Source organism: Campylobacter showae CSUNSWCD, from assembly GCF_000313615.1.
Classification (GTDB): Bacteria; Campylobacterota; Campylobacteria; order Campylobacterales; family Campylobacteraceae; genus Campylobacter_A; species Campylobacter_A showae_A.
The window spans coordinates 95196-119024 of sequence record NZ_AMZQ01000007.1 but is presented as its reverse complement, the minus strand read 5'-3'; the positions used below and the strand labels follow the sequence as shown (position 1 = coordinate 119024).

Below are 23829 nucleotides of genomic sequence, written 5' to 3'. Positions count from 1 at the left end.
TTTTAAAAGCGAGGAGTCGGATATCTGCCAGCAAAAAGCCGCTTAGTCCGCTAGCCCATCTTCGCCGCATTTTGCGATTAGCTCGTCAAATTCTGCCTTGCTAAACGCGCTTACGACGATATTTTTCGCATCGATAAATTTGTATTTATCTTTTGGCAAATTTTGGATGAAACTTTCATATTTCAGCGTCGCTAGGATTTCGTATTTTTCCTCATCGTCGCCCTCTCCGCCAAATATCGCGATCTTCCACCGCGCGACTTTCTCATCGCCTAGCATTTGCAAATTTTTATACTCCACGCTAGGTTCATACGGCAGCACGGTAACGACGTCTTGCGACAGGACGTAATCTCCGCTGATCTCGCCGCTATCGTTCCTGCGATAAAACATCTGATTTGCAAAATACGCATTCAAATTTTGGATACCGGTTACAAATTTGCCAAATTCGTCCGCTGGATCCTTCGCACCTAGTATGCGAGCCATGATCTTTTTATCAAACGACACTTCGTTTCTTATGCCGTAAATAGTGCTGATTTGCGCCTCTTTTTGCAAATTTTGCTCTATCACCTCTAGCCCCGCGCGTATGTCGTGCTCATAGTTAAAGCTTTCGATATTTTGCGCGCTAAATTTCTCGCCGTCCTCGCTCACGATTTCGCCGTCCATTTTTATGGCTAGGTTTTTTAGATATTCTAGCGCGATTTTCCAGTCCGTGCGGGTGCTTGGCGTGCCGATGCGGACGTTGTAGGCGCCGTCTTCGTATCCGATCTCAAAGCCGCGCCCGCTAAGCCCGTCCGTGCCGGCAACGAGGCAGTCAAACTCGTCAAGCTTCGCGCCATAAAAGCTATCTGCGTCAAACTCCTCGTCGTCTTCATCGGCGTTAAACTGTGATAAATTTGGCACCAACCGCAGCGCCTCCTCCACGCTCATCACGGGCGCAAGGCCGACTAGAAACTTCTTTTTATTTTTAACAAAAAAGGTGATACTCACTTTTGATCCTTTGGGGTTAAATTTGACTTTCGCGGCGTTTTGACGGAGTCAAATTTGAGCGCAAATTTACCGCGTCAAATTTGCCGCCGTTTGTAGCAGGTAAGTAAAATCCGGGCGCAAATTTAAGCATACGCGCCCAAGCTTAGCTTACTCGTCCTTTTTCTCATCCTCTTTTTTGCCGATCTTTTCTTTAGCGGTTTTTATGAGATTTTCGGCGGCTTTGTAGAGCTTTTCGCCTAGTTCTTTTGATTTTGCTTTGAGGTTTTCGCCGATCTCGCTAGCACTTATCTCGGTTAGCTTCTCCTCGGTTCGCTTTTCAAAGTCGTTTATCTCTTTTTTTAGCGCTTCGATGCGTTCTTTGGCGTTAAAATTTTCTTTAAGCTTATCGCCGGCTTGACCGACCTCGCGCTTTAGCTCCTCAAATTTAGCTCCCGCAAGGCTAGCGAATTTATCGATATTTTCGTTAAATTTTAGCTCCTCTAGCTGAAGCTCGATTTGGCGCGAAACGTCGTTTTGCAGGCGCTTAAATTTGGCGAAGTAGCTATCTATGGACTCGTCTAGGATTTCGTTTATCACGGCGGCAGACGGCTCATCTGAGCGCGCCATATCGCGCAGCATCGCTACAAATCTCTCCTCGAGCCTTACAAATTCTCTAGCCTCGCCAAGCAGCGTCTGGCCGTCCGGGGCAAATTTGATCTCCTCGATAAACTTCTCCGTCCTCTTGCCAAGCGCCTCTTTTACGCCGCCGATCGCGCCGCTTATTAGCTCTTTGGCAAAGGCCTGATCGACGTCGGCTATCTCGCTCGCCGCCTCGCAGACCGTCCTTGCGATCTCCAGGATGCGCTCCTTGCTCGCTTCGCCCTCGTTTATCGCGCTAAGCACGACGTTTTTGGCGATTTGCTCGACCGTGTCTTTTACGTCGTCGCCCTTTTCGATCGCAGTTAGAAACGCCGCCTCGGTGGTTTCTTTTAGGATTCCCAGCATTTGTAGCTCACAGAGCATTTTTTCGTCTATCGCGGTTAAAATTTCATCTTTATCCGCCAGGTCGCTGCTTTTTATGAAATTTTCCATATTTTCAAGCAGCGCGCGAACGTCATTTTTGATCTCGTCTTTTTGCGCGTAAATTTGCCGCTCGATCTGCTCTTTTTCGTAGATCAGGCGGTGGATATACTGCTCTTTTGCCTCGCTGAGCGCGTCGCCCGCGCTTTGGATGAGGTTGGCGACGTTTTGGCGGTTTAGCAGATCCTCGCCCTTTAGCGCCTCGCAAATTTGCTCAAACTCTTCAGCTAGAGCCGCGTTTTCGTCGCCGTTTTTTGCGCCTTTGACGCTTTTTCTAAACTCGCTTAGCGCAAATTCCCTGATCAAAACGGAAATTTGCGGGTCGTTTTTGTTCTCTTTTATGGTTTGAATGAAGACTAAATTTTGCATGAAAGTCCTTATAGTACGTATTTGCAAACGCGTCTTAGCGCGGAAAAAATTTCTAATCGCTCCTGGTTAGAATTAACCAAAACGCTTAGATTGTAGCCTTTGTATTTGCCCTCTTTGCTCGATTTTGACGGCGTTATCTTGTGTTGCCTCTCGCCTACGACGCCCTGCACGATAGCTTGCGCGTTTTCACTATCAAGCACGATGATTTTGTATTCCCAGAAATTTGGATAGATGATTTCTGGTTCTTTATTTAGATCGCACGTAGTCGCCACTTTTGCCTCCACTCTTGCTTTCTAGCGCGATATCTGTTATCTGCATGGTTTTATCTATCGCTTTTATCATATCGTAGATCGTTAGTAGCCCGACGCTAACGCCTGTTAGCGCCTCCATCTCGACGCCTGTTTTGCCGTCTATCTTAACGCTAACGGTTAGCTTGTAGGCGCAGATTTGGGTTAGCTCCTCGATGTCGCAGTTTATGCCGCTGATTAGCAGCGGATGGCACATCGGGATGAGTTCGCTCGTCTTTTTCGCGCCCATTATCGCGCCTACGACGGCGGTTTGCAAAACCGGGCCCTTTTTGCCGGTGTTGTTTTTGATCGCGTCAAAGGCTTCGCGCGACATTTTTATGATGCCGCTTGCTACGGCTATGCGCGTAGTTACGCCCTTGTCGCTTACGTCGACCATTTTTGGGCGGTTGTTTTCGTCTATGTGAGTTAGCATTTTCGTCCTTTCGCCTGAAACGCTAAATTTGCTTAAATTTGAGCTAGGCGTGGTAAATTTATGAGAAGGATTATAACTAAAAAAGCTTAATGAATAAGACAAAAACGCCCCGGCAGGGGGAGCCGAGGCGCCGTTACAAAAAGGAGGTTTTCTTGTCGGACGCGCAAATCATACCAAAAAGGTCTAAATTTTATCCCAATTTTTCGTAAATATATTATTCCCTACTTTTCGCGTAGGCCAGAGCGCCTGATTTTAGGCGTTTTAGCCCCTCTAGCACGCGCGATCTTTGCGTGGCGATATTGAGGCGCAAGAAGCATTTTTCCTCGCCTCTATACGCGTTGCCGTCGTTTAGCCAAAGACCCGCTTTTTGGCGTAAAAATTTATGAAAATCGCTCGCGTCGTCGCAAATTTCGCGGCAGTCAAGCCATAGCAGATACGTGGCGTCCTGCTCTGCAAGCCTAATCTGCGGCAGTTCGTTTTGCAAAAACTCGCTTACGATTTTGCGGTTTTGCTCTAGGTATTCACGCATCTGCTCGAGCCACGCTTCGCCTCGCTCAAACGCCGCGATCGCCGCGATACAAGAAAATGCGTTGCCCTCGCCGACCTCGTCGTCGTTGATGGCTTTTGCCATTTTAGCGCGCAGTTTTGGGTTTGGCACCACAGCGGCGGAGCTTTGCAAGCCGGCGATGTTAAAGGCTTTAGTCGGCGAAACGCAGGTGATCGAGATGTTTTTGCAAGTCTCGCTCGCGCGGATAAAGGGTATGTAGCTTTTGCCGGGGCTCGTGATGTCGCAATGAATCTCGTCGGAGATCACCAAAACGCCGTGTTTAGCGCATAGTTCGCCGATTTTGGCTAGCTTTTCCTTGCTCCAAATTTTGCCGACTGGATTGTGCGGGTTACAAAGGATAAACATCGTCGTTAGCGGGTCGGCGAGTTTTTCTTCGAGGTCTGCAAAGTCGATATCGTAGCCGCGCCCGTCGTATGCTAGCTCGTTTGTAAGCGCGATCCTGCCGTTGTTTTCGATACTGCGGTAAAAGACGTGATAGACGGGGCTTTGGATCACGATTTTATCGCCCACGCTCGTAAATTTGCGCACGGCAGAGCTGATGATCGGGATCACGCCCGTGCAAAAAATCAGCCAGCTTGGGTCAAATTTGACGTCGTGACGCCTGCTCCACCACGAGCAGATGGCCTCGCTCCACTCCTGCGGCACGTACGAATATCCAAAAACTCCGTTATCCAGCCGTTTTTGCAATGCCTCTAAAATCTCCGGCGCGACCTTAAAATCCATATCCGCCACCCACATCGGTAGCTCGTCGCCACTCGTTTTCCACTTTGACGAATACGTCCCGCCTCGCTCTACAGGCGTATCAAAATCGTATTTCATTTGCTCTCCTTGCGTGATTTTTGCGGGTATTTTAGCAAATTTGACGGGTAAAATTTGAAATTTCGCCGCAATTTTACGTAAAACCGATTTTTAATACGAGATTTTTTATAATTACATCTAAAATTTACTAAATTTATACAACGGAGGCGCTAAAGATGGACGACTTGCTGCTTGCTTTAGTGATAAGTATGTGATTGATAGGGTTTGCAGTTTTTTATGTCTTAGTCGTCGCTTTTTTGGTACATTTCTGTCCCGCTATTTTGCATTTACGTATATTTTAAATATTTCAGAAAAGAGATAAAATTTGAGGCTAGAGTTTTAGAGCCTTAAAACTCTTTTGCAAAATTTTAAGGCTATTGCTAAAATTTACTCCACTTAGAGTGAAGCAACGTTTTCAAAAAGCCGTATCCGAAGCCAAAATCATCGTAAATTTAAACTCAGATACGACCGATAAACACTATTTAGCAGATTTTAAAATCGCCTGATAGCCCTGTTTTTTGAGCGCCTCTACGACCGTATTTTCGGCAAAGTCGTCCTGGACGACGATGTCGGCCGTTTTAGCTTCCAAATTTACCTCAAATTTCTTCACGCCGTTAAGCGTATTTAGCGTCTGCGTGATGACCTCGTAGCAGCTCACGCAGGCCATGTTTGGGATCTCGTAAACTAAAGTCTTGTCCGCAAACGCCGCCGCGCAAAGCGCCAGCGCTAGAGCTAGCTTTTTCATTCTTTGATACCGACTTTGTATTTTTTGGCTTGGATCGCGTTCACGACATCCATCACGTTCACGCCGTTATCTGCGGTGATGTTTACGTCTTTGCTTTTTAGATCATAGCTCACTGCGGTGACACCCTTGACGCCCTTTGCGGCATCTTCGATTTTCTTGGCGCAACCGCCGCAGTTCATATTTGGTACATTTAGTTCGTAGGTTTGCTGCGCAAAAACAGCGCCGCAAATCGCCGCCAAAAGTAAAATTTTCTTCACAATCGCTCCTTAAAAATAATATTTGATGTGAAATTGTATCACTATATTTCTTATATATTTATTATTTCTATTTATATTAAAATGTAATATAATTTACTTTTTACTTATATTTAAAACTAAAATTTGACATCAAATTTGAGCGGATTTAAAGCGAGTGAAAAATATTGCGAGAACACTTAAAGAGCAAAATTTAGCCCGCAAAAGTGCAAATTTACAGGCTAAATTTATAAAATTTATTCTTTGGTTTTTGCCATTCTGCGGCGTATAGTAGGATCTAGATAGCGTTTACGCACGCGTATGTTTGACGGCGTGACTTCGACCAGCTCATCCTCCTCGATCCACTCCAAAGCGCGCTCTAGGCTGAGCTTTCTAGGCGGCACGAGCTTGATAGCATCGTCAGAGCCGCTAGCGCGCACGTTGGTGAGATTTTTGCCCTTGATCGGGTTTACGTCCAGATCGTTTGGACGGCTGTGCTCGCCGATGATCATGCCCACGTAGGTCTTGGTTTGCGGATCGACGAAAAGGACGCCGCGATCTTGCAAGTTCCAGAGGCTATACGCTAGCGTCACGCCGTTTTCCATCGAGACTAGAGCGCCGTTACTGCGGTGCTCGACGCTACCGATGAGCGGTCGAAACTCAAGGAAGCTGTGGTTCATGATGCCCTCGCCCTTCGTATCGGTCAAAAACTGGCTTCTAAAACCGATAAGACCGCGCGCAGGGATCTCAAACTCGATCCTGGTCTGTCCGTCGCCGGTCGGGTGCATCGAGACCATCTCGGCCTTTCTGCGTCCGAGCTTTTCGATCACGGTGCCGCTAAACTCGTCCGGCACGTCGCACACTAGCAGCTCAAACGGTTCGCAGCGTACGCCTTCGATCTCTTTTACGATAACCTCGGGACGTCCGAGGCAAAACTCAAAGCCCTCTCGGCGCATATTTTCGGCCAAAATCGTGATCTGTAGCTCGCCGCGGCCGCTAACCTTAAATTTACCCTCGCCGATGTTTTCGTAGCGCATCGCGATATTGGTTTTCATCTCGCTAGCTAGACGTTCGTCGAGTTTGTTTGATGTTACGTGTTTACCCTCGGTACCCGCTAGCGGACTGTCGTTTACGCTAAACACGACGCTAAGCGTAGGTTCCTCGATTTTTAGGGGATCAAGCGGTATCGGAGAGTTTGGATCTACGACGCTATCGCCGACGTCCAGCGCCTCAAAGCCCGCTATCGCCACGATATCGCCCACCTGCGCCTCGTCGATGTCGCGGCGCTCAAGACCCAAAAAGCCGATGAGTTTTGAAATTCTGCCCGTAGTTTTCGTGCCGTCGGCTTTAGCGAGCATCACGTTTTGGTTTTTAGAAATTTTGCCGTTAAAGATACGAGCGATGCCGATTTTACCGACATAGTTGTCGTAATCAAGCGTGAAAACCTGAAGCTGCAAAGGGTTGTTTATATCGCCGCTAGGAGCCGGAACGTGAGATAAAATCGTCTCGAAAAGCGGCTGCATATTTACGTTTTCGTCGGTCAAATTTAGCTTCGCGTAGCCGTTTCTAGCCGCTGCATAAACGACTGGGAACTCCAGCTGTTCGTCGTTTGCCTCAAGCGCCACGAAAAGGTCGAAAATCTCGTTTATCACGCGATCAGGATCGGCTGCGGGTTTGTCGATTTTATTTACGACGACGATTGGGCGAAGGCCGAGCGAGAGCGCTTTTTTCACGACGAATTTAGTCTGCGGCATTACGCCTTCTTGTGCGTCTACGAGCAGCAAAACGCCGTCGACCATCTTTAGCACGCGCTCCACCTCGCCGCCAAAATCGGCGTGGCCCGGGGTGTCGATGATGTTGATTTTGGTGTCCTTGTAGCGGATCGCAGTGTTTTTCGAGAGAATCGTGATGCCGCGCTCGCGCTCGATGTCGTTGCTGTCCATCACGCGTTCACCGACGGCTTGGTGCTCGTTAAAAGTACCCGATTGTTTCAAGAGCTCGTCAACCATCGTGGTTTTGCCGTGATCGACGTGAGCGATGACGGCGATGTTTCGTATCTTTTCCAAAATTTTTCTCCGTTATTAAAATGGGGCTGATTTTAGCCAAATTTTCCTTATAAAAATAATAAAGCTACTTTGGAACGTTTCTTGCAAGGTTCATGAAAGTTAAATTTAAAGGGTTTTTATGCAGACAACTCAAAACGATATTTTGTCCTTTGACGCGAGCATCAAAGGCGGCGTGAAAAAGCAGAGCAAAAGCTCGCAAAAAGGCGGTAAAGAGGACGGCGCATTTCTCTCTATGGTGCTAGACGCGGCCGCGAAAAAGGGCGAAAATTTAAGCGCAAAAGACCTAAAAGAGATGGCAAAAGCCGTAAATTTATCCACTCAAACGGCTCAAAATCAGCAAACCAAAGCGCCCATACAAAGCACAGACGTAAAAGAAATTTTAGGCGAGGAAGCGGCAGAAAATTTATTTGAAAACGCGACTTTTATGCAGCTTTTGCAAATTTTAGAGATGCTTAGCGGCGGCGAAAAAATCAGCAAATTTCCAAATTTCGAAAACCGCCTAGCCAAAGCACTCTCAAGCGAAACGACGCTAAACGAGCTAAGGGGAGCCAAAAATCTAAACGAGCTAATAGAGATCGCAAATAAGCTAAATTTAGGTCTAGAAAATATCGAAGTAACACAAGCTCAGGCTGACGAACTGGGTGAGAAATTTCCAAATTTGGCGAAAAAAGATTTCTTTGAACCAGTAACTCCTAAGAAAAATTTCGCATTTAGCGAGCTAAAAAACAAGGTCGAAGAGACGATAAGCGCAAGCGAGCCAGAACCCAAAGATACGCTAAATAAACTACTCGCCGCCGTACAAGAAGAGCAAAACAAAGCCCAGCCCAAAGACGCCAATGCAAAAGCGCAAGACGCACAAAATTTGGCTCAAAACTCCAAAATCATAAAAGAAGCGGTAAAAAACGATGGCGAAAAAGAGACAAATTTAAAAGACGAGAAACCAAACCTTAAAGCCGAAAGCGAGCTAAATTTAACCGCCGCAAAAAGCGAAAAATCAGTGCTCGGCCAAGACTCTAAAAAGATAAATTTACAAAATTTGCTATTTCCCGAGCGCGAAAACGCCGAAGAGCAAATTTTAACCAAGACCCAAAGCGATAACGGCGAAAACAGCGAACTAAACGCGATGGTAAAAGACGTCATCTCAAACGCCAAGGCGCAAAGTAGAAATTTCCAGGCCGTGCGCGAGACGTTTGATAACTTTAGCTCAAATTTAAAAGAGCAAGTCGCAGCATATAAATCGCCTTTCATGCGCTTTAACATCACGCTAAATCCGCTAAATTTGGGCGAGGTCGAGATCACGATGGTAAATCGCGGCAACAATCTGCATATAAATTTCAACTCAAATACGCAGACGATGAACCTATTTTTACAAAATCAGGCCGAGTTTAAAAACAGCCTCGTAAACATGGGTTTTACCGAGCTTGAGATGAACTTTAGCGATCAAAATCAGCCTAAAAAAGAGCAAGGGCAAAAGAGCTACAAAGGCTCCAAATTTAGCTCCGACGACGCAGAGCAAAGCGAACCGTCCGCGCCTCGTTTAGAGCTCGTCGTTCCACGATATGTGTAAATTTGGAATCAAATTTGCTTGAGATATAAAAATTTAAAGGATAAAAGATGTCAAACGGACTAGAAACCAATAACTTTACGGTAAACAACCAAGCCGCCAAAAAATCGGCGGACGCCTTACAAAAGGCCGCAGGCACCAATCCAAACGCCCAGCTAGACAAGGACGCTTTTATGAAACTTCTTTTGACCGAACTTCAGTATCAAGACCCGACAAGTCCGATGGATACGGAAAAAATGCTAACTCAAACTAGCCAGCTAGCCTCGCTTGAAATGCAAGAAAATACGAACAAAATGATGCAAAAGCTAGCTGATCAGCTAAAAAATAGCACCAATATGTACGCCGTCGGGGTGCTAGGCAAGATGGCTAAAATCGGCGATAGCGGTATCGTAAAAGAAGAGGGCTCGGGCGTCAAATTTGCGGGATTTTTAGAAAGCGCGGCAAAAGGCGGCACAATAAATATCAAAGACGGCACCGGCAAACTCGTAAGAAAGCTAGAATTCGGCCAAGCTAGCGCCGGAGCCAATACATTCGAGTGGGACGGCAAGGATAGCGCGGGCAACGACGCAAAAGCAGGCACCTACTCGGTAGAGATAAACTATGTCGATCACGCTGGCGGCGCCAAAACCGGCGGCGTAGGCAACTACCTAGTAGAGGGCGTCAAATTTATCGACGGCGTCGCGCAAGTAAAGGTCGGCGGACAATACGTCAGCATCGACAAAGTAAAAGAATTTACCGAGCCGTCAAAAGGATAAATCCATGGTAAGAAGCCTATATAACGGCGTTAGCGGCGTCAGAACCCAGGGGTTTAGCATGGACGTATGGGCGAACAACATCGCCAACATAAATAACGTCGGCTTTACCGCTTCGATACCGGAATTTAAGAGCATTTTTTATCAAACCTCCTTTGCTGCGGGCAACAACCCTACCCAAGACCAAGTCGGCCTCGGCGCCACCGGCATGACGACGGCGCTTAGCTTTTACAAGCAAGGCCCGTTTATGAAAACGGATAACGTCCTGGATATGGCGATCGGCGGCAAGGGATTTTTCGGCGTAACGAACGGCTCCGGTACCTACTATACGCGCGCCGGTAGCTTTGGCGTCGATAAAGAAAGATATCTCGTAACAAATCAAGGCAACTACGTACTAGGAACGCAAAATGCGCTAACGCAGGTAACTCCAAGTCAGGGCGCGATAGAGGCTTTCGGTAGAGTAAACGGACGAGCCGCCGTCACGCAGGCCTACACGCTAGGCGCCGATACGACCGACCTTGACGTCGGCGACATCGGCTCTCAGGGCAAGATTCGCCTACCGGAGTTTTTATATCTGCCGACTAAACCGACGTCGAAGGTAACTTTTAAAGGCAATCTCGACTCGTCTTTCAAAACTGAGCCGGTTACTTTGCCAGTCGATAACGCTACATATAATAGCAGCATAAATAACCCCTCTAGAACTATAAATTTACGCGGACGAGTCACGGCTGACGATACGATAACCCGCCCTAGAAAAGGCGATCTAGTAACCGTAACGGCAACCGACGCGAACGGCAAAACGGCTGAATTTAGCGCTCCGATCGACGAAAACGGCAACTGGAGCATAAGTCAAAAATTTGAAAGGGATTTTGACCTAACGACCGCCCCAAATTTGACTGCAAAAATAAACACGACTAAAGAAGCGGCAAATCAAGAAAAATTCGTAACCGAGCTTTTAAATGCAGACGGCACAAAAAATAAACTTGAGCTAACGCTAACAAAACGCATACCTCAGGGCGCTAACGGTACAGTTTGGGATGCGGCGGCGATCGTAAAAGACGCAAGCGGCGCAGTGGTCTCAAATACTAACGGCGAGCTAAATTTTGATTACGAAGGTAGGCTTGTTAGCTCTACTTTAAGCGCTCTAGATAATAACGGCTCGCAAATCAAGCTAGACTTCGGCACTCCTGTGGCTGCGGGTCAAATTTACTCAGGCGTCACTAGCACGTCTCAAGCAAAAAGTGTCTCGATCGCGCAAGACGGCGTACGCGAGGGTATTTTAAAGGATTATTACACTAACGATTCGGGAAATATCTTGGCGCAGTTTACAAACGGCCAAGTCCGCTCCATCGGCAAAGTCGCTCTCTATCACTTCCAAAACGAGCAAGGTCTTGCAAAAATGGGCGATAATATCTATTCGCAAAGCGCGAATTCCGGTGCGGCCTTTTTCTACAAAGACGCAGGCGGCAAAAGTATCTACGGCGCCAAACTGGCTAGCAGTACGCTAGAACAGTCAAACGTCGATCTAGCGCAGGCTCTAACTGAGGTCATCGTCACGCAAAAGGCCTACGACGCTAACGCCAAGAGCATAACGACTAGCAACGAAATGCTCCAACGCGCAATCGAGCTAAAACGCTAAATTTAACCCGCGAATTTGACGCGGGTTTTTTAATTTTAGCTGCATCCGTAAAGCCAAATTTAACGCGATAAAATAGTCTACTTCAAGATATCTAAATAATTTTTTAGCTAAAATCAGCCCCGAGAATTTACCTAATAAAGAAAAAAATTATGAACCGAAAAAGAATCTACAACCCAAGTTCAAATGAAAATTTGACCGACAGAAGAGTCTTTAACGGCAACCCACACGGCATTTTAAATTTCACCAAGGCAAAATACGAGTGGGCGTTAAAGCTTTGGGACCTCATGGAGGCAAACACCTGGTTTCCAAAAGAGGTCGACACCACCGACGACGTGCGCGACTACGCCTACAACCTCACAGAGGCTGAAAAACGCATGTACGACCTCGTCTGGAGCCAGCTCATCTCGATGGATAGCTTTCAGACAAACAACCTAGCAGATAACATCAACCCTTACATCACCGCACCAGAGATCAACGCCGTGCTAAGCCGCCAAGCCTACGAAGAGGCCAACCACAGCAAGTCTTACGCTGTAATGGTCGAGGCGATCTGTGACAACACCGACCTCATTTACGAGATGGAGAAGCACGACGACGTATTGCGCGAGAAAAATGACTACATCTCAAGCGTCTACGAGGAGCTTGCAGGCGAGGTGACTGACGAGAAGCTGCTTCTTGCGATGGTGGCAAACCAAATTTTAGAGGGCATCTACTTTTACAGCGGTTTTACAGCGATCTACGCTCTAGCACGTGCTGGCAAGATGCTAGGCTCGGCGCAGATGATCCGCTTTATCCAACGTGACGAGATCACGCACCTGCTTTTGTTTCAAAACATGATAAATTCAGTCCGCAAGGAAAGGCCTGACCTTTTCACGCCTGAGACTGAGGCGAAAATTTATGATATGTTTGAAAAAGCTGGAAATTTAGAGATAAAATGGGGCAAATACATCACCCAAAACCAAATAATGGGCTTTACAGACGATATCATCGAGCAGTATATCCACTATCTTATCGACCAGCGTCTAGTTGCGATCGGCCTAAAACGCAAGTATAACGTCGCTCACCCGATCAAATGGGTCGATGACTTTGCGAAATTTAACGACCAAAAGTCAAATTTCTTTGAAGCAAAGGTGACAAACTACAGCAAGGGAAGCATCAGCTTTGACGACTTTTAGTCCAAATTTATGCCCTATCGTCCTAAGTGCGCCGACCTGCCAGCAAAGACAAGACGAACTGCTAGAAAAAATCGCCGCAGCACCCAGAAATTCCATCATCTTAGCCAGCGAGCTATGCGTGAGCGGGTATGATTTCGACGGATTTTTTAGCGGCGCAAACCGCGCTATGCTGGGCGGCTCAATCGGCAGCTTTGACGCTATACTTTTTGAAGCGCTACAAGAAGCGCTGAGCCCTGATAAATTTCTCGGACTCACGCATCTAACGAGCCTAAACCGCGCCAAAGGTCTAGCGCAAATTTCAATCACGCAGGCGCAAAAAAATGAAATTTACAACGAATTTATCCTGCTAAACAGCCAAAACGTCTTTTACGCGCAAAACAAATCAAAGCTTTTTCGCCCGAATTTAGAGCATGAAATTTTCGCTGCAGGCGACGAGTCTGCGATAAAGTCGTTTGATTTTAAGGGTCTAAAAATCGGCGTTCTCATTTGCTTTGAGCTTAGATTTGCCCATCTTTGGCAGCAACTAAAGGGATGCGACGTCATCCTAGTGCCCGCCATGTGGGGCAAGGCGCGAGAGGACGCATATCTTACGCTTTGCAAGGCCTTAGCGCTTGCTAACAGCTGCTACGTCGTAGCCGCAAGTTCGCTTGATTTAGAGTTTTCGGGCGTGTTTTTGCCAAGCGGCGAATTTGCGAAAGAGACTAAATTTGACGCAAATTTGATCCTTGAAGCCAAACGAAATTTGGGGATTTTATGACCGCTCTTGAAAAATCAAAATGCACAAACATGGCCGATGAGATCGGCGATATACTCACTCTGACGCCCTCGCTTTACAAGGCTCTTTGCGACACGCCGCGCGAGATCTTTGCGCCCGTCACGCGCCACGCGTACAGCCTAGACGCCCAGCCAATCGGCGGCAATCAATGGATCAGCTCGCCGCTAACGGTCGCCAAAATGACGCTGGCGCTTGAGGCTGAAGATATCGACAACGCCCTAGAAATCGGCTGCGGTAGCGGCTATCAGGCAGCGATTTTATCGCATTTGGCGCACAGGGTTTTTAGCGTCGAACGCATAGAAAAGCTCGCAAGCGAAGCCAAAAAACGCTTTGAGGCGCTTAAAATTCACAACGTCCACGTGCGATTTGACGATGGAAACGTCGGCTGGAAAAGCTACGCGCCATACGACAGAATCTTGCTCTCGGCGGCGGCGCAGCAGGTACCGCCGCCGCTTTTTAACCAGCTAAAAAACGGCGGTATTTTAGTAGCTCCTATCAAAAAAGACGGCAAACAGTTTATCGTCAAATTTACAAAGGGCGCTCGCGGCGAGATAACGCAAAAAGCGCTTGACGAGTGCTTATTTGTGCCGCTTTTAGGCGGGATAGAGTAGCGCAGGTCGTCAAATTTGACGCTACAGCTTAAAAAGCAGCGCGTTAAATTTAACTACTCAAATTTAACGTCGCTTTTTAGTACCGAATTAACTCGCCTACCCTGCAAATTTAGCCATACGTTAAACCTAAAACTGTATAATCACCATACAAATTCTCAGCAAAGGAGCTAAAATGGCAACAGATCGCGAGTTGGTTAATTTCTCAGAGGAACACGAGCTAAACACGGTGCTAGCAAGACACGGCAAGGCTCAAAGCATCGCAAACCGCGAGGTGCTTTGCGAGCTTGGCAAAGAGTGCAAGGAAAAACTAGGCAAAAGAGTGCTAACGCAAGACGAATTTGACGAGTTTTTAAAACCCGTTTTAAATCGCTTGGAAGATAAAAGAGCTTAAATTTCGGGGGATTTCCCCGAAATTTCTATCAAAATTTTCTACTTATATACTCCGCCATTTTTAAATTTATTTCTTTACCTCACTATAAAAATTTCCAAATTTGCCAAATTTAATGCTCGCTTTGGTTAAATTTGACTTTAATTTTAAAAACCCGCAAAAACAAACAAAGTATCGCCGAAATCCCAACGCGGCAAATTTAATATTAGCATAAATTCGGCGCAGTCTCGAGAGAAAATAATCCAAATCCGAACCGCGCCGAATTTAACTGAGTTACGCCCTAAAAATGCACCTTAAATTTCGCCCAAAAGCTTCTGCCCGGCTCATAAAGCCTCGTGCCGTTCGGGATAGTCTCGTAGCCTGCGATACCGCCGCCATAGCCGCCTTTTGAGTTATGATAGGCATATTTGGCGTCGTTTAGGTTTTCCGCCGCTAGCAAAAATTGATAATTTTTGTATTTATAGCCTGCGCTTAGCCCCAGCGTCCAAAAGCTATCGCTCTTGCCCAGGTCCATGCCGCCCACGTCGCCGTAGCCTTTTTGCGCGCGGTTTTGCGACGCGTTAGCGTAGAAGTCAGCTTTAACGAACCAGTCGGGCTTTTCTAGCCCCGCGCTTAGTTTAAACGCTAGAGGCGAAACCTTAGGCAGCGCGTCGCCGTCTTTTAGGCCTCCTGCATTTTTAGTTACTTTACCGTAGACGTAGGATACTCCCGCCCCCAGCCTAAACATATCGGCTAGTAGCGTAGTGCCCTCGATCTCGCCGCCGTATAGCAGGGCGTCGGTATTAAAGGCGTCTGAGGACATGCCCATAGGATTATATTTTAGCATGATATAATCATCCATCTTTGAGACGAAGAAATTTGCGTTTAGTTCGTAGTTTTTATCTTTTAGCACGGCGCCAAAATCCAGCTGAGTATTTCTTTCTTTACGTAGTTCTAAGTTCGCGTCCTTATTTGTTTCCCAGTGATCAGGCAGTCTTTGTGCATGCCCTAGACCTGCGTAGAGAGTTAAATTTTGTAGATATTTTTCATATCTGAAAAAACCGGAGATTAAATTTTCTTTCCTGCTCTTATGCGTTTTTAACAGTTTTCTCTCGCCCGCGTCCAGCCTAAGTCCGCCAAAAAGCCCATAGTCGTTTTCTAGGACGTATTCGTTTTGAGTATATATCGTTTTATACGTTACCTTGCGCTCTTTTGCGTGCGGCTTTGATACGGCTGCGTCCATTTCAGCTTTAGATACGCCGGCTCCGGCGGCCTCTCCACTTAAATACATCCTCAGAGTACCCAGCGCCAAGATAGCTTGTTAGATTGTCGAAATTTAGCTCGCCTTCTAGCTTAAAGCCGTACATATCGCGTATCGGGTGGCTGATGCTGTATCCCTTGCCGCGTCCCGTGTCCGGCTTTGACGCAAAATATTCACGCACTGCGGCGTAGTCTGATTTTGAGATGAAATAAATTTGACCCTCTTTAGCTTAAGCTCGCGCAAACGGGATAGTTACTATTATGTTTTAAAAAGTAACAAAACCAAATTTGGATGTAGTGCTAAAACTACGCAGGAAAATTTATATCAAAATCTTTTAAAACCGATAAATAGTAGGGCGAAGTCGCGGATAAAAATCCACTTAAATTTATTTAGCGCATTCTTCTTGAGAAAAATCTTTTATGGCGAGAATGCCCGTATACTTCTCTACAGTTTACCTTTTTCATTGCCTCTCTTATCGAGTCTGGCGTACCTTCTATGAGCGCCCCCAGAATGACTTCGGGCGGCTGTTCTTCGCAGACTATCTTTTTCTTGTTATGAGTAAACGTGCTAATGATATAGAAGATAACAATGACGATAGCGATAAACGTATAAAATAAAATATCATAGATTCTTAACTGACTAAAAATAGTTTTCTTTTTGCTAGATTTATTTTTTATTTGTTTAGATTTAACCATAAAATTACCGCCGAAAAATCCCTAAATTTAATCCAAAATCCTGCCATAGCGAGCCGAATTTACGATATCTCTTTTACCAGTAGTTGCGGCGTAACCAGTCCGCGAAACGAGTTTTTCGACACCGAAAAAACAAGATCGATACTCTCGCCCGCATGCGGCTCGCGAGTGAAGTTAAAAAACAGCGCCTCGAGGCACTTGCCGTCTTTTTGCAGGATGAGCTTTAGGTGATTTTGCTCCCTGCCGATTAGTTTTTTGTTTTTGACGACGGCGGATTTGATCTCAAAGAGCGGGCGAGGATTTTTCTGTCCGTAGGGCTCGAAATGCTCCAAAATTTCAAGCAGTTCAAAGTCCACCTCGCCCGCCTCTATCTCGCCCAGAGGCTCGTCAAACGCACTAAATTCGTGCAAATCCATCAGCATACACGAGCTATTTATCGCGTTTTTAAACGCTTCTAAATTTGCCGGATCTATCACGATGCCGGCCGCTCCCTTGTGCCCGCCGTAGCCCACGAGTAAATTTTCGTGGCTAGCGATGAGCGAGAGGATGTCTAGCTTGCCAACGCTTCTAGCGCTACCTTTGGCGCGGTTTTCGTCGATGCTAAAGACGATGGCGGGCTTTTTAAACTGCTTTGCCAGACGCGATGCGACGATACCGATGACGCCCTCGTGCCAGCCCCTGCCCCAGGTCACGATGATGTGTTCGTCCTCGCGCACATCCTTTAACGAGCACTCAAAAAGCGTGCGCTCCTCCTCCTTGCGCGAGTTGTTAAAGCTCACGATGGTGTCGAGGCATTCGCAGGCGCGGTCTAAATTTTTGGCGCGCAAAAACTCAAAAGATACGCTCGCATCGTCCATACGGCCCGAGGAGTTTATGAGCGGCGCGATGAGAAAGCTGATGTCGTCGCACTCAAATTTATCCTTGCCGTAAAGCTGCTTTATCGCGGTAAATGCAGGCCTGCGCGAGCTGTTTAGGCGGTTTACGCCAAGCTTTACCAGGATGCGGTTTAGGTCGCGAAGCTCCATCATGTCGGCGATTATCGCGATAGCAAGGAGGTCGAGAAATTTACCCATATCGTAGTTGATACGGCACACGTCTTTTAGCGCGCCCACTAGATACCACGCAACCTGAGCGCCGCAAATTTCGACGTTTGGGAAAGGACAATCCTTTTGCTTTGGATTTATGATCGCGTAGGCCTCGGGCAGGACGTCTGGGGGCATGTGGTGATCGGTGATGATGAGATCGATGCCTTTTTGTTTGCAAATTTGAGCCGCGTCGTTTGCCGAGATACCGTTGTCTACGGTCACGATGAGGCTGGCATCCGCAATCTCCTCGACGATTTGCGGATTTAGCCCATATCCGTCGCTAAAGCGGTTTGGGATACGCACGAAATACTCGCTAACGCCCAAATCATCGAAAAATTCGGCCATTATGACGCTGGCGATCACGCCGTCCACGTCGTAGTCGCCGACGATGACGATCTTTTCGTTTCGCTCGATCGCGCGTTTTATGCGCTCGGCACCCTTAAATACATCCTTTAACGCATCAGGCGTAGGAATTTCTGAAAGTTTTTTGTGGATATCCTTTTCAAATCTTTGATTCAGTAATTCCTTTATTTTTTCCTTATTCAACATCGTTTTGACGGGCTTTTGCGTAAGCCTCGCCGTCAAATTTCGCCGCCTTGCCACCGTTTTTGCCTAAATTTTCGCTCGCCTCTGGAGTCAAATTTACTCCCGCAACGCCGCAAAAAAGGCTAAATTTTGGTTCAAATTTCATCTTTTTCCTTCTTTTTTATTTTCTAATGCGCAAATTATAGCTTTTTGAAATTTAATTTCTTATAATTTTAAACGAGTCGAAATTATATTTGAAATGATTTTAATTATTATATTTAAACCTAGGTTAAGATGCATTTTTGTATTATTAAGCTCTCATTTCAACAAAAAGGAACGATATGAAAAAAACTTTTTTAAAAGCGCTATTAGTACTTTTTGCGGTATTTTCAGCAACCCAAGCGGCGGCCGAAACTAAGGTCATAAAAGACGTCTTGGGTCGCGAAGTAAAGGTAAATTTGCCCGTTAAACGCATAGCTTTGGGTTTTTACTACACCGACTTTTTAGCCGTCGGCGGCACTAAGGCTTTAGATAAAGTCGTAGGCTTTTCAAAAGAGGTTTGGACAGACTGGACGCCTGCTAGCTGGGATCTATATAGCAAAGCCCTACCGCAGCTAAATAAGCTTGCGGACTTCGGCGAGGTAGAGGTTGGTACGTTCTCGGTAGAAAAAGTTATCTCTCTAAAACCCGATTTGCTAATACTCGCATCTTGGCAGTATAACGTGTTAGAGCCTGATTTAAAGCCCCTAACCGATCTAAATATCCCGATAGTCGTGCTTGATTATAACCGTGAGAAGGTTGAGCTTCACGTAAAAAGCACTAAAATTTTAGGCGAAATTTTAGGCGAGGAAAAAAGAGCGGACGAGATCTCTAAACTATACGAAGACACCGTAAAAGAAGTGGGCGACCGCATCGCAAAAGCAAATTTGCCTAAACCTAAAATTTATATAGAATTCGGCCGCGGCGGTCCTGACGACACAGGGATAACTTACGGTAAAGATATGTGGGGTTCGCTGATAGATTTAGCCGGCGGAGATAATATCGCAGCCGATCTAGTCGAGCAGTGGGCGCCCATCAACGCCGAGCAAGTCATAGCCGCAAAACCCGACGTTATAATGATAACAGGCCGCGAAACCGAACTAAAAAAAGAACCGACTGCGATGGTGATGGGCATAAACATAGATAAAGCCGAAGCGTTAAAAAGACTGGACGGATTTAAAAAACGCGTCGGTTGGTCGGAGCTTCCGGCTATCAAAAATAACCGCCTATACGGCCTATATATGGGTGCGTCAAGAACGCTTGCGGATATGGCGATGGTGCAATATATCGCAAAAGCTTTGTATCCGCAGCTTTTTAAAGACGTAGATCCGATAAAGACCTACGTTGATTTTCATAAAAAGTACTTACCTGTCGTTCCCGTCGGTACTATAGCCATCCAAGCGGACGAAAAATGAATAAAATAAGTTCCGAAGAGGTCGTAAAGGCTCATAGAAAGCGCGAATTTAAACGCTTAATCATCATCTTGAGCTTTATAGCCGTGGGTCTTGTATCGATGGTGTTTGATATCGGTACCGGGCCTGCGATGCTCTCGCCAAGAGAAGTCGTAGATACACTTTTACAGCCGATTTTAGGCGGCGAGCAGGATAAATTTTTATACCACATCGTTTACGATATCAGGCTTCCCGTAGCGCTTATGGCTTTAGTCGTAGGCGCGGCTTTGGGAGCGGGCGGCGCAGAAATACAGACGCTTTTAAACAACCCTATGGCAAGCCCCTATACGCTGGGACTTGCCGCGGCGGCGGGATTTGGCGCATCGCTGGTGATGGCGTTTGGTTCGTTTGGACTACCTCAAATTTACGCCGTGCCTATCGGTGCGTTTATCATGACGATGTTAGCGGCGTCTATACTGTTTTTGTTTTCGATGATGAGGCGATTTGGGTCGGCTACTTTGGTTTTGGTCGGTATCGCACTTTTGTTTTTGTTTCAGTCTATGCTCTCTTTGGTGCAGTTTTTGTCCGCGCCCGAGATTTCGCAGGCGATTTTGTTTTGGCTGTTCGGTAGCCTCCAAAAGGCTAAATGGAGTACGCTAGCCGTCGCTACGGTCGTAACGGTCGTATGCATTTCGCTACTGATGCTAAATACTTGGGCGCTAACGGCTTTGAAACTGGGCGAAGAGCGAGCCAAAAGCATGGGCGTAAATTTATCCGCCCTTAGGATTAAAATTTTGCTTATAGTTTCGGTTATGACGGCTACGGTTATTAGCTTCGTCGGCGTTATAGGCTTTATCGGCCTGGTCGCTCCGCATATCGCTAGAAATTTAGTCGGCGAGGATCAGAGATTTTTCCTGCCTACTACTATCTTCGTCGGTGCGGCGTTTTTATCGATAGCTTCGGTACTTTCTAAGGTTATAAATCCGGGCGGACTCTTTCCGGTCGGCATTATCACGGCGTTTGTGGGCGTGCCGTTTTTCTTCTGGATCATCCTTTCAAGGAAAAACGTATGCTAGAGCTTAAGAATTTAACGATATACCGCGGCTCGCTTTGCACGGCAGATGCCGTAAACGCTAGCTTTGAAGAAGGCAAGGTTTACTCCGTACTAGGGCCTAACGGCGCAGGCAAAACTACGCTCATAAGCGCGATTTTCGGCGAGATGGGCTATGAGGGCGAGATTAAATTCGGCGACGAGAGGTTAAATTTCAAAAACCATTTCTCGTGGAAAAAGAAAATCGGCTACATGCCCCAAGATAGCTACGTAGACGCGAGTTTAACGGCTCTTGAGGTCGTTTTGCTAGGGCTTATGGATAGTCTCGGGCTTTATCTAAAAGACGAGCAAATAAACTCGGCCATAGAGATAATGAAAAAACTAGGGATTTTACACCTAGCAGGTCGCGACGTGATGCAGCTCTCAGGCGGTCAGCGCCAGATGGTGATGTTTGCCTCCGTGCTTATCAAAAAGCCTAAAATTTTACTTTTGGACGAGCCTGTTTCAGCTCTTGATATGCACCATCAATGCGTACTTTTGGACTGCGTTAGGAAATTTACGCGCGAGCACGACATAACCACCGTAATGATACTGCACGATCTATCGCTGGCGTCGCAGTTTAGCGACGAGGTGTTGCTGCTAAGCGACGGCAAGATAAAAGCCAAAGGCGAAGCTAAAAAAACTATAACTAAAGAGCTAATACAAGAGCTTTATAAAGTAAACGTGGATATTTTTTACGACGATGCCGGCGTACCGGCCGTAGTCGCAAAGTCAGCGTTTGGGGTAGAGTAGCACGTGAGGGTTTTTATCTTAAGTTGCCTTGCTTACGCAAAGGGCAACGAGGATTTGCGAAATTTAAGCCGCACGTTTAGCGACGGCGGCGCACAGTGCGAGATAGTGCCGTGGCAAAATTTAGACGTCGGTTCGCTAGACGAAGATTCTTTGATTTTACCGCTTGCGACTTGGGATTACAGCCTAGACGTGGCTAAATTTTTATCGTTTTTGAGCGAGCTTGAAAAAAGCGGAGCGAAGATAATAAACGGTGCCGAGATCGTGCGCTGGAATTTATCGAAAAAATACCTCTTAGAACTTGAAGCCTTAGGACTTCCCGTGATCCCTAGCACGCTTTTAAACGGCGACGAAAATATAGAAGAGCTAAGGCGAATTTGCCCGAGCGGCGTGATAAAGCCGCTCGTCGGACAGAGTGGCAACGGCGTAGCTAAAATCGACGAAATATCAAATTTAAGCGAATATAAAAACGGGGCTTTGCTTCAGCCTTTTATCGAAGAGATCACCGTTAGCGGCGAAATTTGCTTGATATTTTTAGGCGGCGTTTTTTCTCACGCCGTACGCCGCTCGCCTGCTAGCGAGGATTATAGAGCAAACTCGAATTTCGGCGTTAAAATTAGCTCGGTAGAGCCGACTGCAGCCTTTCTAAACGTCGCGCGAGACGTTTTAGCTAGGCTTGCCTTTAATCCCGTCTACGCAAGGATAGATCTAATCGGCGCAAAAGATAAAATTTTAATCAACGAAGTTGAGCTTATCGAGCCTAGTCTTTATTTTAGCTACGGCAAAAACTCTACCGAAAAATTCGTAAAAGTAATCCTGGATAAATTTTCTTATTTCGGGTTTCCTAAGCTAGCTTTGATAAAGCCCAAAACTACGGGATTTGGGTTTGTTAGGCGGCTCGTGAATTCAGGATGAAACTGCACGCCGACAAACCACGGATGCGAGTTTTTAGCACCCGCCGCAGGCGGACTAAGCTCGACGGCCTCGATCAGTCCGTCGCTCTCGCCGCTAACTATCAGGCCGTTTGCTTCAAATTCGGCTCTGTATTTCGGATTTGCCTCGTAGCGGTGGCGGTGGCGCTCTTTGACGCTTTTAGCGCCGCCGTAAATTTGAGATAGTAGCGAGCCAGGCTTCACGTCGCAAGCATAAGCGCCAAGCCTCATCGTGCCGCCGACCGGGCTTTGGTGCGTGCGGATCTGCGTCTGGCCGTGCGCGTCGATGAAACTATCGATGAGATAGATGATAGGATTTACGCACTCGGGCTTAAATTCGACCGAATTTGCGTCCTCGAGCTTTAGTACATTGCGGGCAAACTCGATGAGCGCTAGCTGCATACCTAGGCAAATGCCAAGATACGGCACGCCGTTTTCGCGAGCGTATTTGATCGCTTCGATCTTGCCGCTCACGCCGCGCTCGCCAAATCCACCGGCAACTAGCACGCCGCCCACGTCTTTTAGCAGCTCCTCTACGTTTGAAGGCTCAATTTTTTCGCTATCTATCCACTTTAAATTTACCCTCGCATCAAGACTCGCGCCCGCGTGGATGATACTCTCGGTCAGGCTCTTGTAGCTCTCTTTGAGGTCGACGTATTTACCCACGAACGCTATCGTGGTCTCTTTCGTCGGTGCGATGATGCGCTTAACTAGGCTGTCCCAGTTGCGCATATCAAGCTTTAGTTCGCCCAAATTTAAAATTTCGGCGATCGGGGTTAAAATATCTTGGTTATAAAACGCGAGAGGCACCTGATAGATGCTGGCCGAATCTATACTCTCGATGACGCAGTTGCGCTCTACGCCGCAGCTGGCGGCTATTTTATCCTTTAGCTCGCGGTTTAGCGGCTGCTCGGCGCGGCAGATGATCATATCTGGGCTAATGCCGATACGGCGCAGCTCACCGACGCTGTGCTGAGTCGGTTTGGTTTTTAGCTCGCCTGCAACCTTGATAAAGGGCACGAGAGTTAGGTGGATATTCATCGCGCGTTTGCGGCCGACCTCGATGCGAAGGGCGCGGATAGCCTCCAAAAACGGTAAGCCCTCGATGTCGCCTACCGTGCCGCCGATTTCAACGATCAGTACGTCGCGACCCTCGCCAGCTTTTTTGATGCGATCAACTATCTCGCCTACGATGTGCGGGATGACTTGGATCGTTTTGCCCAGATAGTCGCCCCTGCGCTCTTTTTCGATGACGGAGCTATAAACGCGGCCGGTGGTGAAGTTATTATCCTGGCTTAGGCTCTCGTCTAAAAATCTCTCATAGTGCCCCAGATCCAGATCCGTCTCCGCGCCGTCGTCGGTGACGAAAACCTCGCCGTGCTCGAGCGGACTCATGGTGCCGGGATCTACGTTGATGTATGGGTCGGCCTTTAGCATGCTTACTTTTAAGCCTGTATTTTTAAGAAGCGTGGCGATAGAAGCCGCCGCGATGCCCTTACCTAGCGAGCTTAATACGCCGCCCGTTATAAAAATATACTTTGTTTCGTTTAGATTTTTTTGCATATCGCGCCTTTTAAATTTTTAGCGAGATTATACCTTATTTAAAATTTATAAACGCTTGAGGACATAAATAATTTTATAA

General features: G+C 46.9%; 24 protein-coding genes. 11 read left to right on the top strand and 13 right to left on the bottom strand.

All coding sequences use genetic code 11. The features are described 5' to 3' along the window. Window positions 1-42: 42 nt before the first annotated feature. The 8 genes from CSUNSWCD_RS05275 to typA all read right to left on the bottom strand — a co-directional run bounded on the left by CSUNSWCD_RS05275 (window position 43) and on the right by typA (window position 7542). On the bottom strand, window positions 43-984 hold the full coding sequence (locus CSUNSWCD_RS05275; RefSeq protein WP_009494804.1) for a DUF4299 family protein: 942 nt from the start codon (window positions 982-984) through the stop codon (window positions 43-45). 147 nt (window positions 985-1131) lie between these two features. After that, the gene (locus tag CSUNSWCD_RS05270; protein WP_009494802.1) at window positions 1132-2412 is read right to left on the bottom strand and encodes a hypothetical protein; all 1281 of its coding nucleotides are present in this window, start codon (window positions 2410-2412) and stop codon (window positions 1132-1134) included. 8 nt (window positions 2413-2420) lie between these two features. Further along, window positions 2421-2684: an HP0495 family protein gene (locus CSUNSWCD_RS05265; protein WP_009494801.1), complete on the bottom strand. Its 264-nt coding sequence runs from the start codon at window positions 2682-2684 to the stop codon at window positions 2421-2423. Further along, window positions 2659-3132 carry a cyclic pyranopterin monophosphate synthase MoaC gene (gene moaC / locus CSUNSWCD_RS05260; RefSeq protein WP_034964408.1) on the bottom strand — a complete coding sequence of 158 codons (474 nt, stop codon included), beginning with the start codon at window positions 3130-3132 and terminating at the stop codon, window positions 2659-2661. The genes CSUNSWCD_RS05265 and moaC overlap by 26 nt, the downstream gene beginning before the upstream one ends. 214 nt (window positions 3133-3346) lie before the next feature. Beyond that, complete coding sequence (locus CSUNSWCD_RS05255; RefSeq protein WP_009494799.1) at window positions 3347-4519, bottom strand: MalY/PatB family protein; 1173 nt, start codon at window positions 4517-4519, stop codon at window positions 3347-3349. A gap of 457 nt (window positions 4520-4976) precedes the next feature. Then, entirely contained in the window at window positions 4977-5243 is a 267-nt protein-coding gene (locus CSUNSWCD_RS05250) for a heavy-metal-associated domain-containing protein (protein WP_009494797.1), read from the bottom strand. After that, window positions 5240-5500: a heavy-metal-associated domain-containing protein gene (locus tag CSUNSWCD_RS05245; RefSeq protein ID WP_009494796.1), complete on the bottom strand. Its 261-nt coding sequence runs from the start codon at window positions 5498-5500 to the stop codon at window positions 5240-5242. The genes CSUNSWCD_RS05250 and CSUNSWCD_RS05245 overlap by 4 nt, the downstream gene beginning before the upstream one ends. 233 nt (window positions 5501-5733) lie before the next feature. Continuing rightward, window positions 5734-7542, bottom strand: a complete 1809-nt coding sequence (gene typA, locus CSUNSWCD_RS05240; RefSeq protein ID WP_009494794.1) for a translational GTPase TypA — start codon at window positions 7540-7542, stop codon at window positions 5734-5736. Window positions 7543-7660: 118 nt separating this feature from the next. On the opposite strand from typA, the gene fliK reads away from it, so the two are divergent. The 7 genes from fliK (at window position 7661) to CSUNSWCD_RS05205 (ending at window position 14446) form a co-directional block, all read left to right on the top strand. Next, complete coding sequence (gene fliK, locus CSUNSWCD_RS05235) at window positions 7661-9109, top strand: flagellar hook-length control protein FliK (protein ID WP_009494793.1); 1449 nt, start codon at window positions 7661-7663, stop codon at window positions 9107-9109. A 47-nt stretch (window positions 9110-9156) separates the two neighbouring features. Next, a complete protein-coding gene (locus CSUNSWCD_RS05230) occupies window positions 9157-9861 on the top strand; it encodes a flagellar basal body rod modification protein (RefSeq protein WP_009494792.1) in 705 nt (234 codons plus the stop codon). Between the two features lie 4 nt (window positions 9862-9865). Then, entirely contained in the window at window positions 9866-11497 is a 1632-nt protein-coding gene (locus CSUNSWCD_RS05225; protein WP_009494791.1) for a flagellar hook-basal body complex protein, read from the top strand. Window positions 11498-11646: 149 nt separating this feature from the next. Beyond that, window positions 11647-12669, top strand: coding sequence for a ribonucleotide-diphosphate reductase subunit beta (locus tag CSUNSWCD_RS05220; protein ID WP_009494790.1), 1023 nt, complete (start codon window positions 11647-11649; stop codon window positions 12667-12669). Next, window positions 12656-13426, top strand: coding sequence for a carbon-nitrogen hydrolase family protein (locus CSUNSWCD_RS05215; protein ID WP_009494789.1), 771 nt, complete (start codon window positions 12656-12658; stop codon window positions 13424-13426). Before CSUNSWCD_RS05220 ends, CSUNSWCD_RS05215 begins: the two co-directional genes overlap by 14 nt. After that, complete coding sequence (locus CSUNSWCD_RS05210; protein WP_009494788.1) at window positions 13423-14055, top strand: protein-L-isoaspartate(D-aspartate) O-methyltransferase; 633 nt, start codon at window positions 13423-13425, stop codon at window positions 14053-14055. Before CSUNSWCD_RS05215 ends, CSUNSWCD_RS05210 begins: the two co-directional genes overlap by 4 nt. A gap of 172 nt (window positions 14056-14227) precedes the next feature. Further along, window positions 14228-14446, top strand: coding sequence for a hypothetical protein (locus CSUNSWCD_RS05205; protein ID WP_009494786.1), 219 nt, complete (start codon window positions 14228-14230; stop codon window positions 14444-14446). Between the two features lie 277 nt (window positions 14447-14723). Here the strand turns inward: CSUNSWCD_RS05205 and CSUNSWCD_RS05200 are convergent, their stop codons facing one another. From CSUNSWCD_RS05200 to CSUNSWCD_RS11420, 4 genes are all read right to left on the bottom strand, one after another. Further along, window positions 14724-15665, bottom strand: coding sequence for a TonB-dependent receptor domain-containing protein (locus CSUNSWCD_RS05200; RefSeq protein ID WP_009494784.1), 942 nt, complete (start codon window positions 15663-15665; stop codon window positions 14724-14726). Between the two features lie 7 nt (window positions 15666-15672). After that, the gene (locus tag CSUNSWCD_RS11425; RefSeq protein ID WP_009494783.1) at window positions 15673-15864 is read right to left on the bottom strand and encodes a hypothetical protein; all 192 of its coding nucleotides are present in this window, start codon (window positions 15862-15864) and stop codon (window positions 15673-15675) included. 573 nt (window positions 15865-16437) lie between these two features. Next, the gene (recJ, locus tag CSUNSWCD_RS05190; RefSeq protein WP_009494782.1) at window positions 16438-18009 is read right to left on the bottom strand and encodes a single-stranded-DNA-specific exonuclease RecJ; all 1572 of its coding nucleotides are present in this window, start codon (window positions 18007-18009) and stop codon (window positions 16438-16440) included. After that, complete coding sequence (locus CSUNSWCD_RS11420) at window positions 17999-18151, bottom strand: hypothetical protein (protein ID WP_009494781.1); 153 nt, start codon at window positions 18149-18151, stop codon at window positions 17999-18001. The genes recJ and CSUNSWCD_RS11420 overlap by 11 nt, the downstream gene beginning before the upstream one ends. 175 nt (window positions 18152-18326) lie before the next feature. On the opposite strand from CSUNSWCD_RS11420, the gene CSUNSWCD_RS05185 reads away from it, so the two are divergent. The 4 genes from CSUNSWCD_RS05185 to CSUNSWCD_RS05170 are packed head-to-tail and all read left to right on the top strand — an operon-like array spanning window position 18327 to window position 22170. Beyond that, window positions 18327-19439, top strand: a complete 1113-nt coding sequence (locus CSUNSWCD_RS05185) for an ABC transporter substrate-binding protein (protein WP_009494780.1) — start codon at window positions 18327-18329, stop codon at window positions 19437-19439. After that, window positions 19436-20491, top strand: coding sequence for a FecCD family ABC transporter permease (locus tag CSUNSWCD_RS05180; RefSeq protein WP_009494779.1), 1056 nt, complete (start codon window positions 19436-19438; stop codon window positions 20489-20491). Before CSUNSWCD_RS05185 ends, CSUNSWCD_RS05180 begins: the two co-directional genes overlap by 4 nt. Continuing rightward, window positions 20485-21258, top strand: a complete 774-nt coding sequence (locus CSUNSWCD_RS05175) for an ABC transporter ATP-binding protein (RefSeq protein WP_009494778.1) — start codon at window positions 20485-20487, stop codon at window positions 21256-21258. Before CSUNSWCD_RS05180 ends, CSUNSWCD_RS05175 begins: the two co-directional genes overlap by 7 nt. A 3-nt stretch (window positions 21259-21261) precedes the next feature. Further along, complete coding sequence (locus CSUNSWCD_RS05170; RefSeq protein ID WP_167536553.1) at window positions 21262-22170, top strand: ATP-grasp domain-containing protein; 909 nt, start codon at window positions 21262-21264, stop codon at window positions 22168-22170. Here CSUNSWCD_RS05170 and CSUNSWCD_RS05165 read toward each other — a convergent pair. Continuing rightward, on the bottom strand, window positions 22086-23750 hold the full coding sequence (locus CSUNSWCD_RS05165; RefSeq protein ID WP_009494777.1) for a CTP synthase: 1665 nt from the start codon (window positions 23748-23750) through the stop codon (window positions 22086-22088). The genes CSUNSWCD_RS05170 and CSUNSWCD_RS05165 overlap by 85 nt on opposite strands. Window positions 23751-23829: the final 79 nt, after the last annotated feature.

Bases quoted from the DNA above. Each gene is read 5' to 3' on its own strand.
- CSUNSWCD_RS05255 (WP_009494799.1), bottom strand. From the start codon at position 4,519: ATGAAATACGATTTTGATACGCCTGTAGAGCGAGGCGGGACGTATTCG.
- CSUNSWCD_RS05200 (WP_009494784.1), bottom strand. From the start codon at position 15,665: ATGGACGCAGCCGTATCAAAGCCGCACGCAAAAGAGCGCAAGGTAACG.
- CSUNSWCD_RS05230 (WP_009494792.1), top strand. From the start codon at position 9,157: ATGTCAAACGGACTAGAAACCAATAACTTTACGGTAAACAACCAAGCC.
- CSUNSWCD_RS05225 (WP_009494791.1), top strand. From the start codon at position 9,866: ATGGTAAGAAGCCTATATAACGGCGTTAGCGGCGTCAGAACCCAGGGG.
- recJ (WP_009494782.1), bottom strand. From the start codon at position 18,009: ATGTTGAATAAGGAAAAAATAAAGGAATTACTGAATCAAAGATTTGAA.
- CSUNSWCD_RS05175 (WP_009494778.1), top strand. From the start codon at position 20,485: ATGCTAGAGCTTAAGAATTTAACGATATACCGCGGCTCGCTTTGCACG.
- CSUNSWCD_RS05210 (WP_009494788.1), top strand. From the start codon at position 13,423: ATGACCGCTCTTGAAAAATCAAAATGCACAAACATGGCCGATGAGATC.
- moaC (WP_034964408.1), bottom strand. From the start codon at position 3,132: ATGCTAACTCACATAGACGAAAACAACCGCCCAAAAATGGTCGACGTA.
- CSUNSWCD_RS05185 (WP_009494780.1), top strand. From the start codon at position 18,327: ATGAAAAAAACTTTTTTAAAAGCGCTATTAGTACTTTTTGCGGTATTT.
- CSUNSWCD_RS05250 (WP_009494797.1), bottom strand. From the start codon at position 5,243: ATGAAAAAGCTAGCTCTAGCGCTGGCGCTTTGCGCGGCGGCGTTTGCG.
- CSUNSWCD_RS05205 (WP_009494786.1), top strand. From the start codon at position 14,228: ATGGCAACAGATCGCGAGTTGGTTAATTTCTCAGAGGAACACGAGCTA.
- CSUNSWCD_RS05270 (WP_009494802.1), bottom strand. From the start codon at position 2,412: ATGCAAAATTTAGTCTTCATTCAAACCATAAAAGAGAACAAAAACGAC.
- CSUNSWCD_RS11420 (WP_009494781.1), bottom strand. From the start codon at position 18,151: ATGAAATTTGAACCAAAATTTAGCCTTTTTTGCGGCGTTGCGGGAGTA.
- CSUNSWCD_RS05165 (WP_009494777.1), bottom strand. From the start codon at position 23,750: ATGCAAAAAAATCTAAACGAAACAAAGTATATTTTTATAACGGGCGGC.
- fliK (WP_009494793.1), top strand. From the start codon at position 7,661: ATGCAGACAACTCAAAACGATATTTTGTCCTTTGACGCGAGCATCAAA.
- CSUNSWCD_RS05220 (WP_009494790.1), top strand. From the start codon at position 11,647: ATGAACCGAAAAAGAATCTACAACCCAAGTTCAAATGAAAATTTGACC.
- CSUNSWCD_RS05180 (WP_009494779.1), top strand. From the start codon at position 19,436: ATGAATAAAATAAGTTCCGAAGAGGTCGTAAAGGCTCATAGAAAGCGC.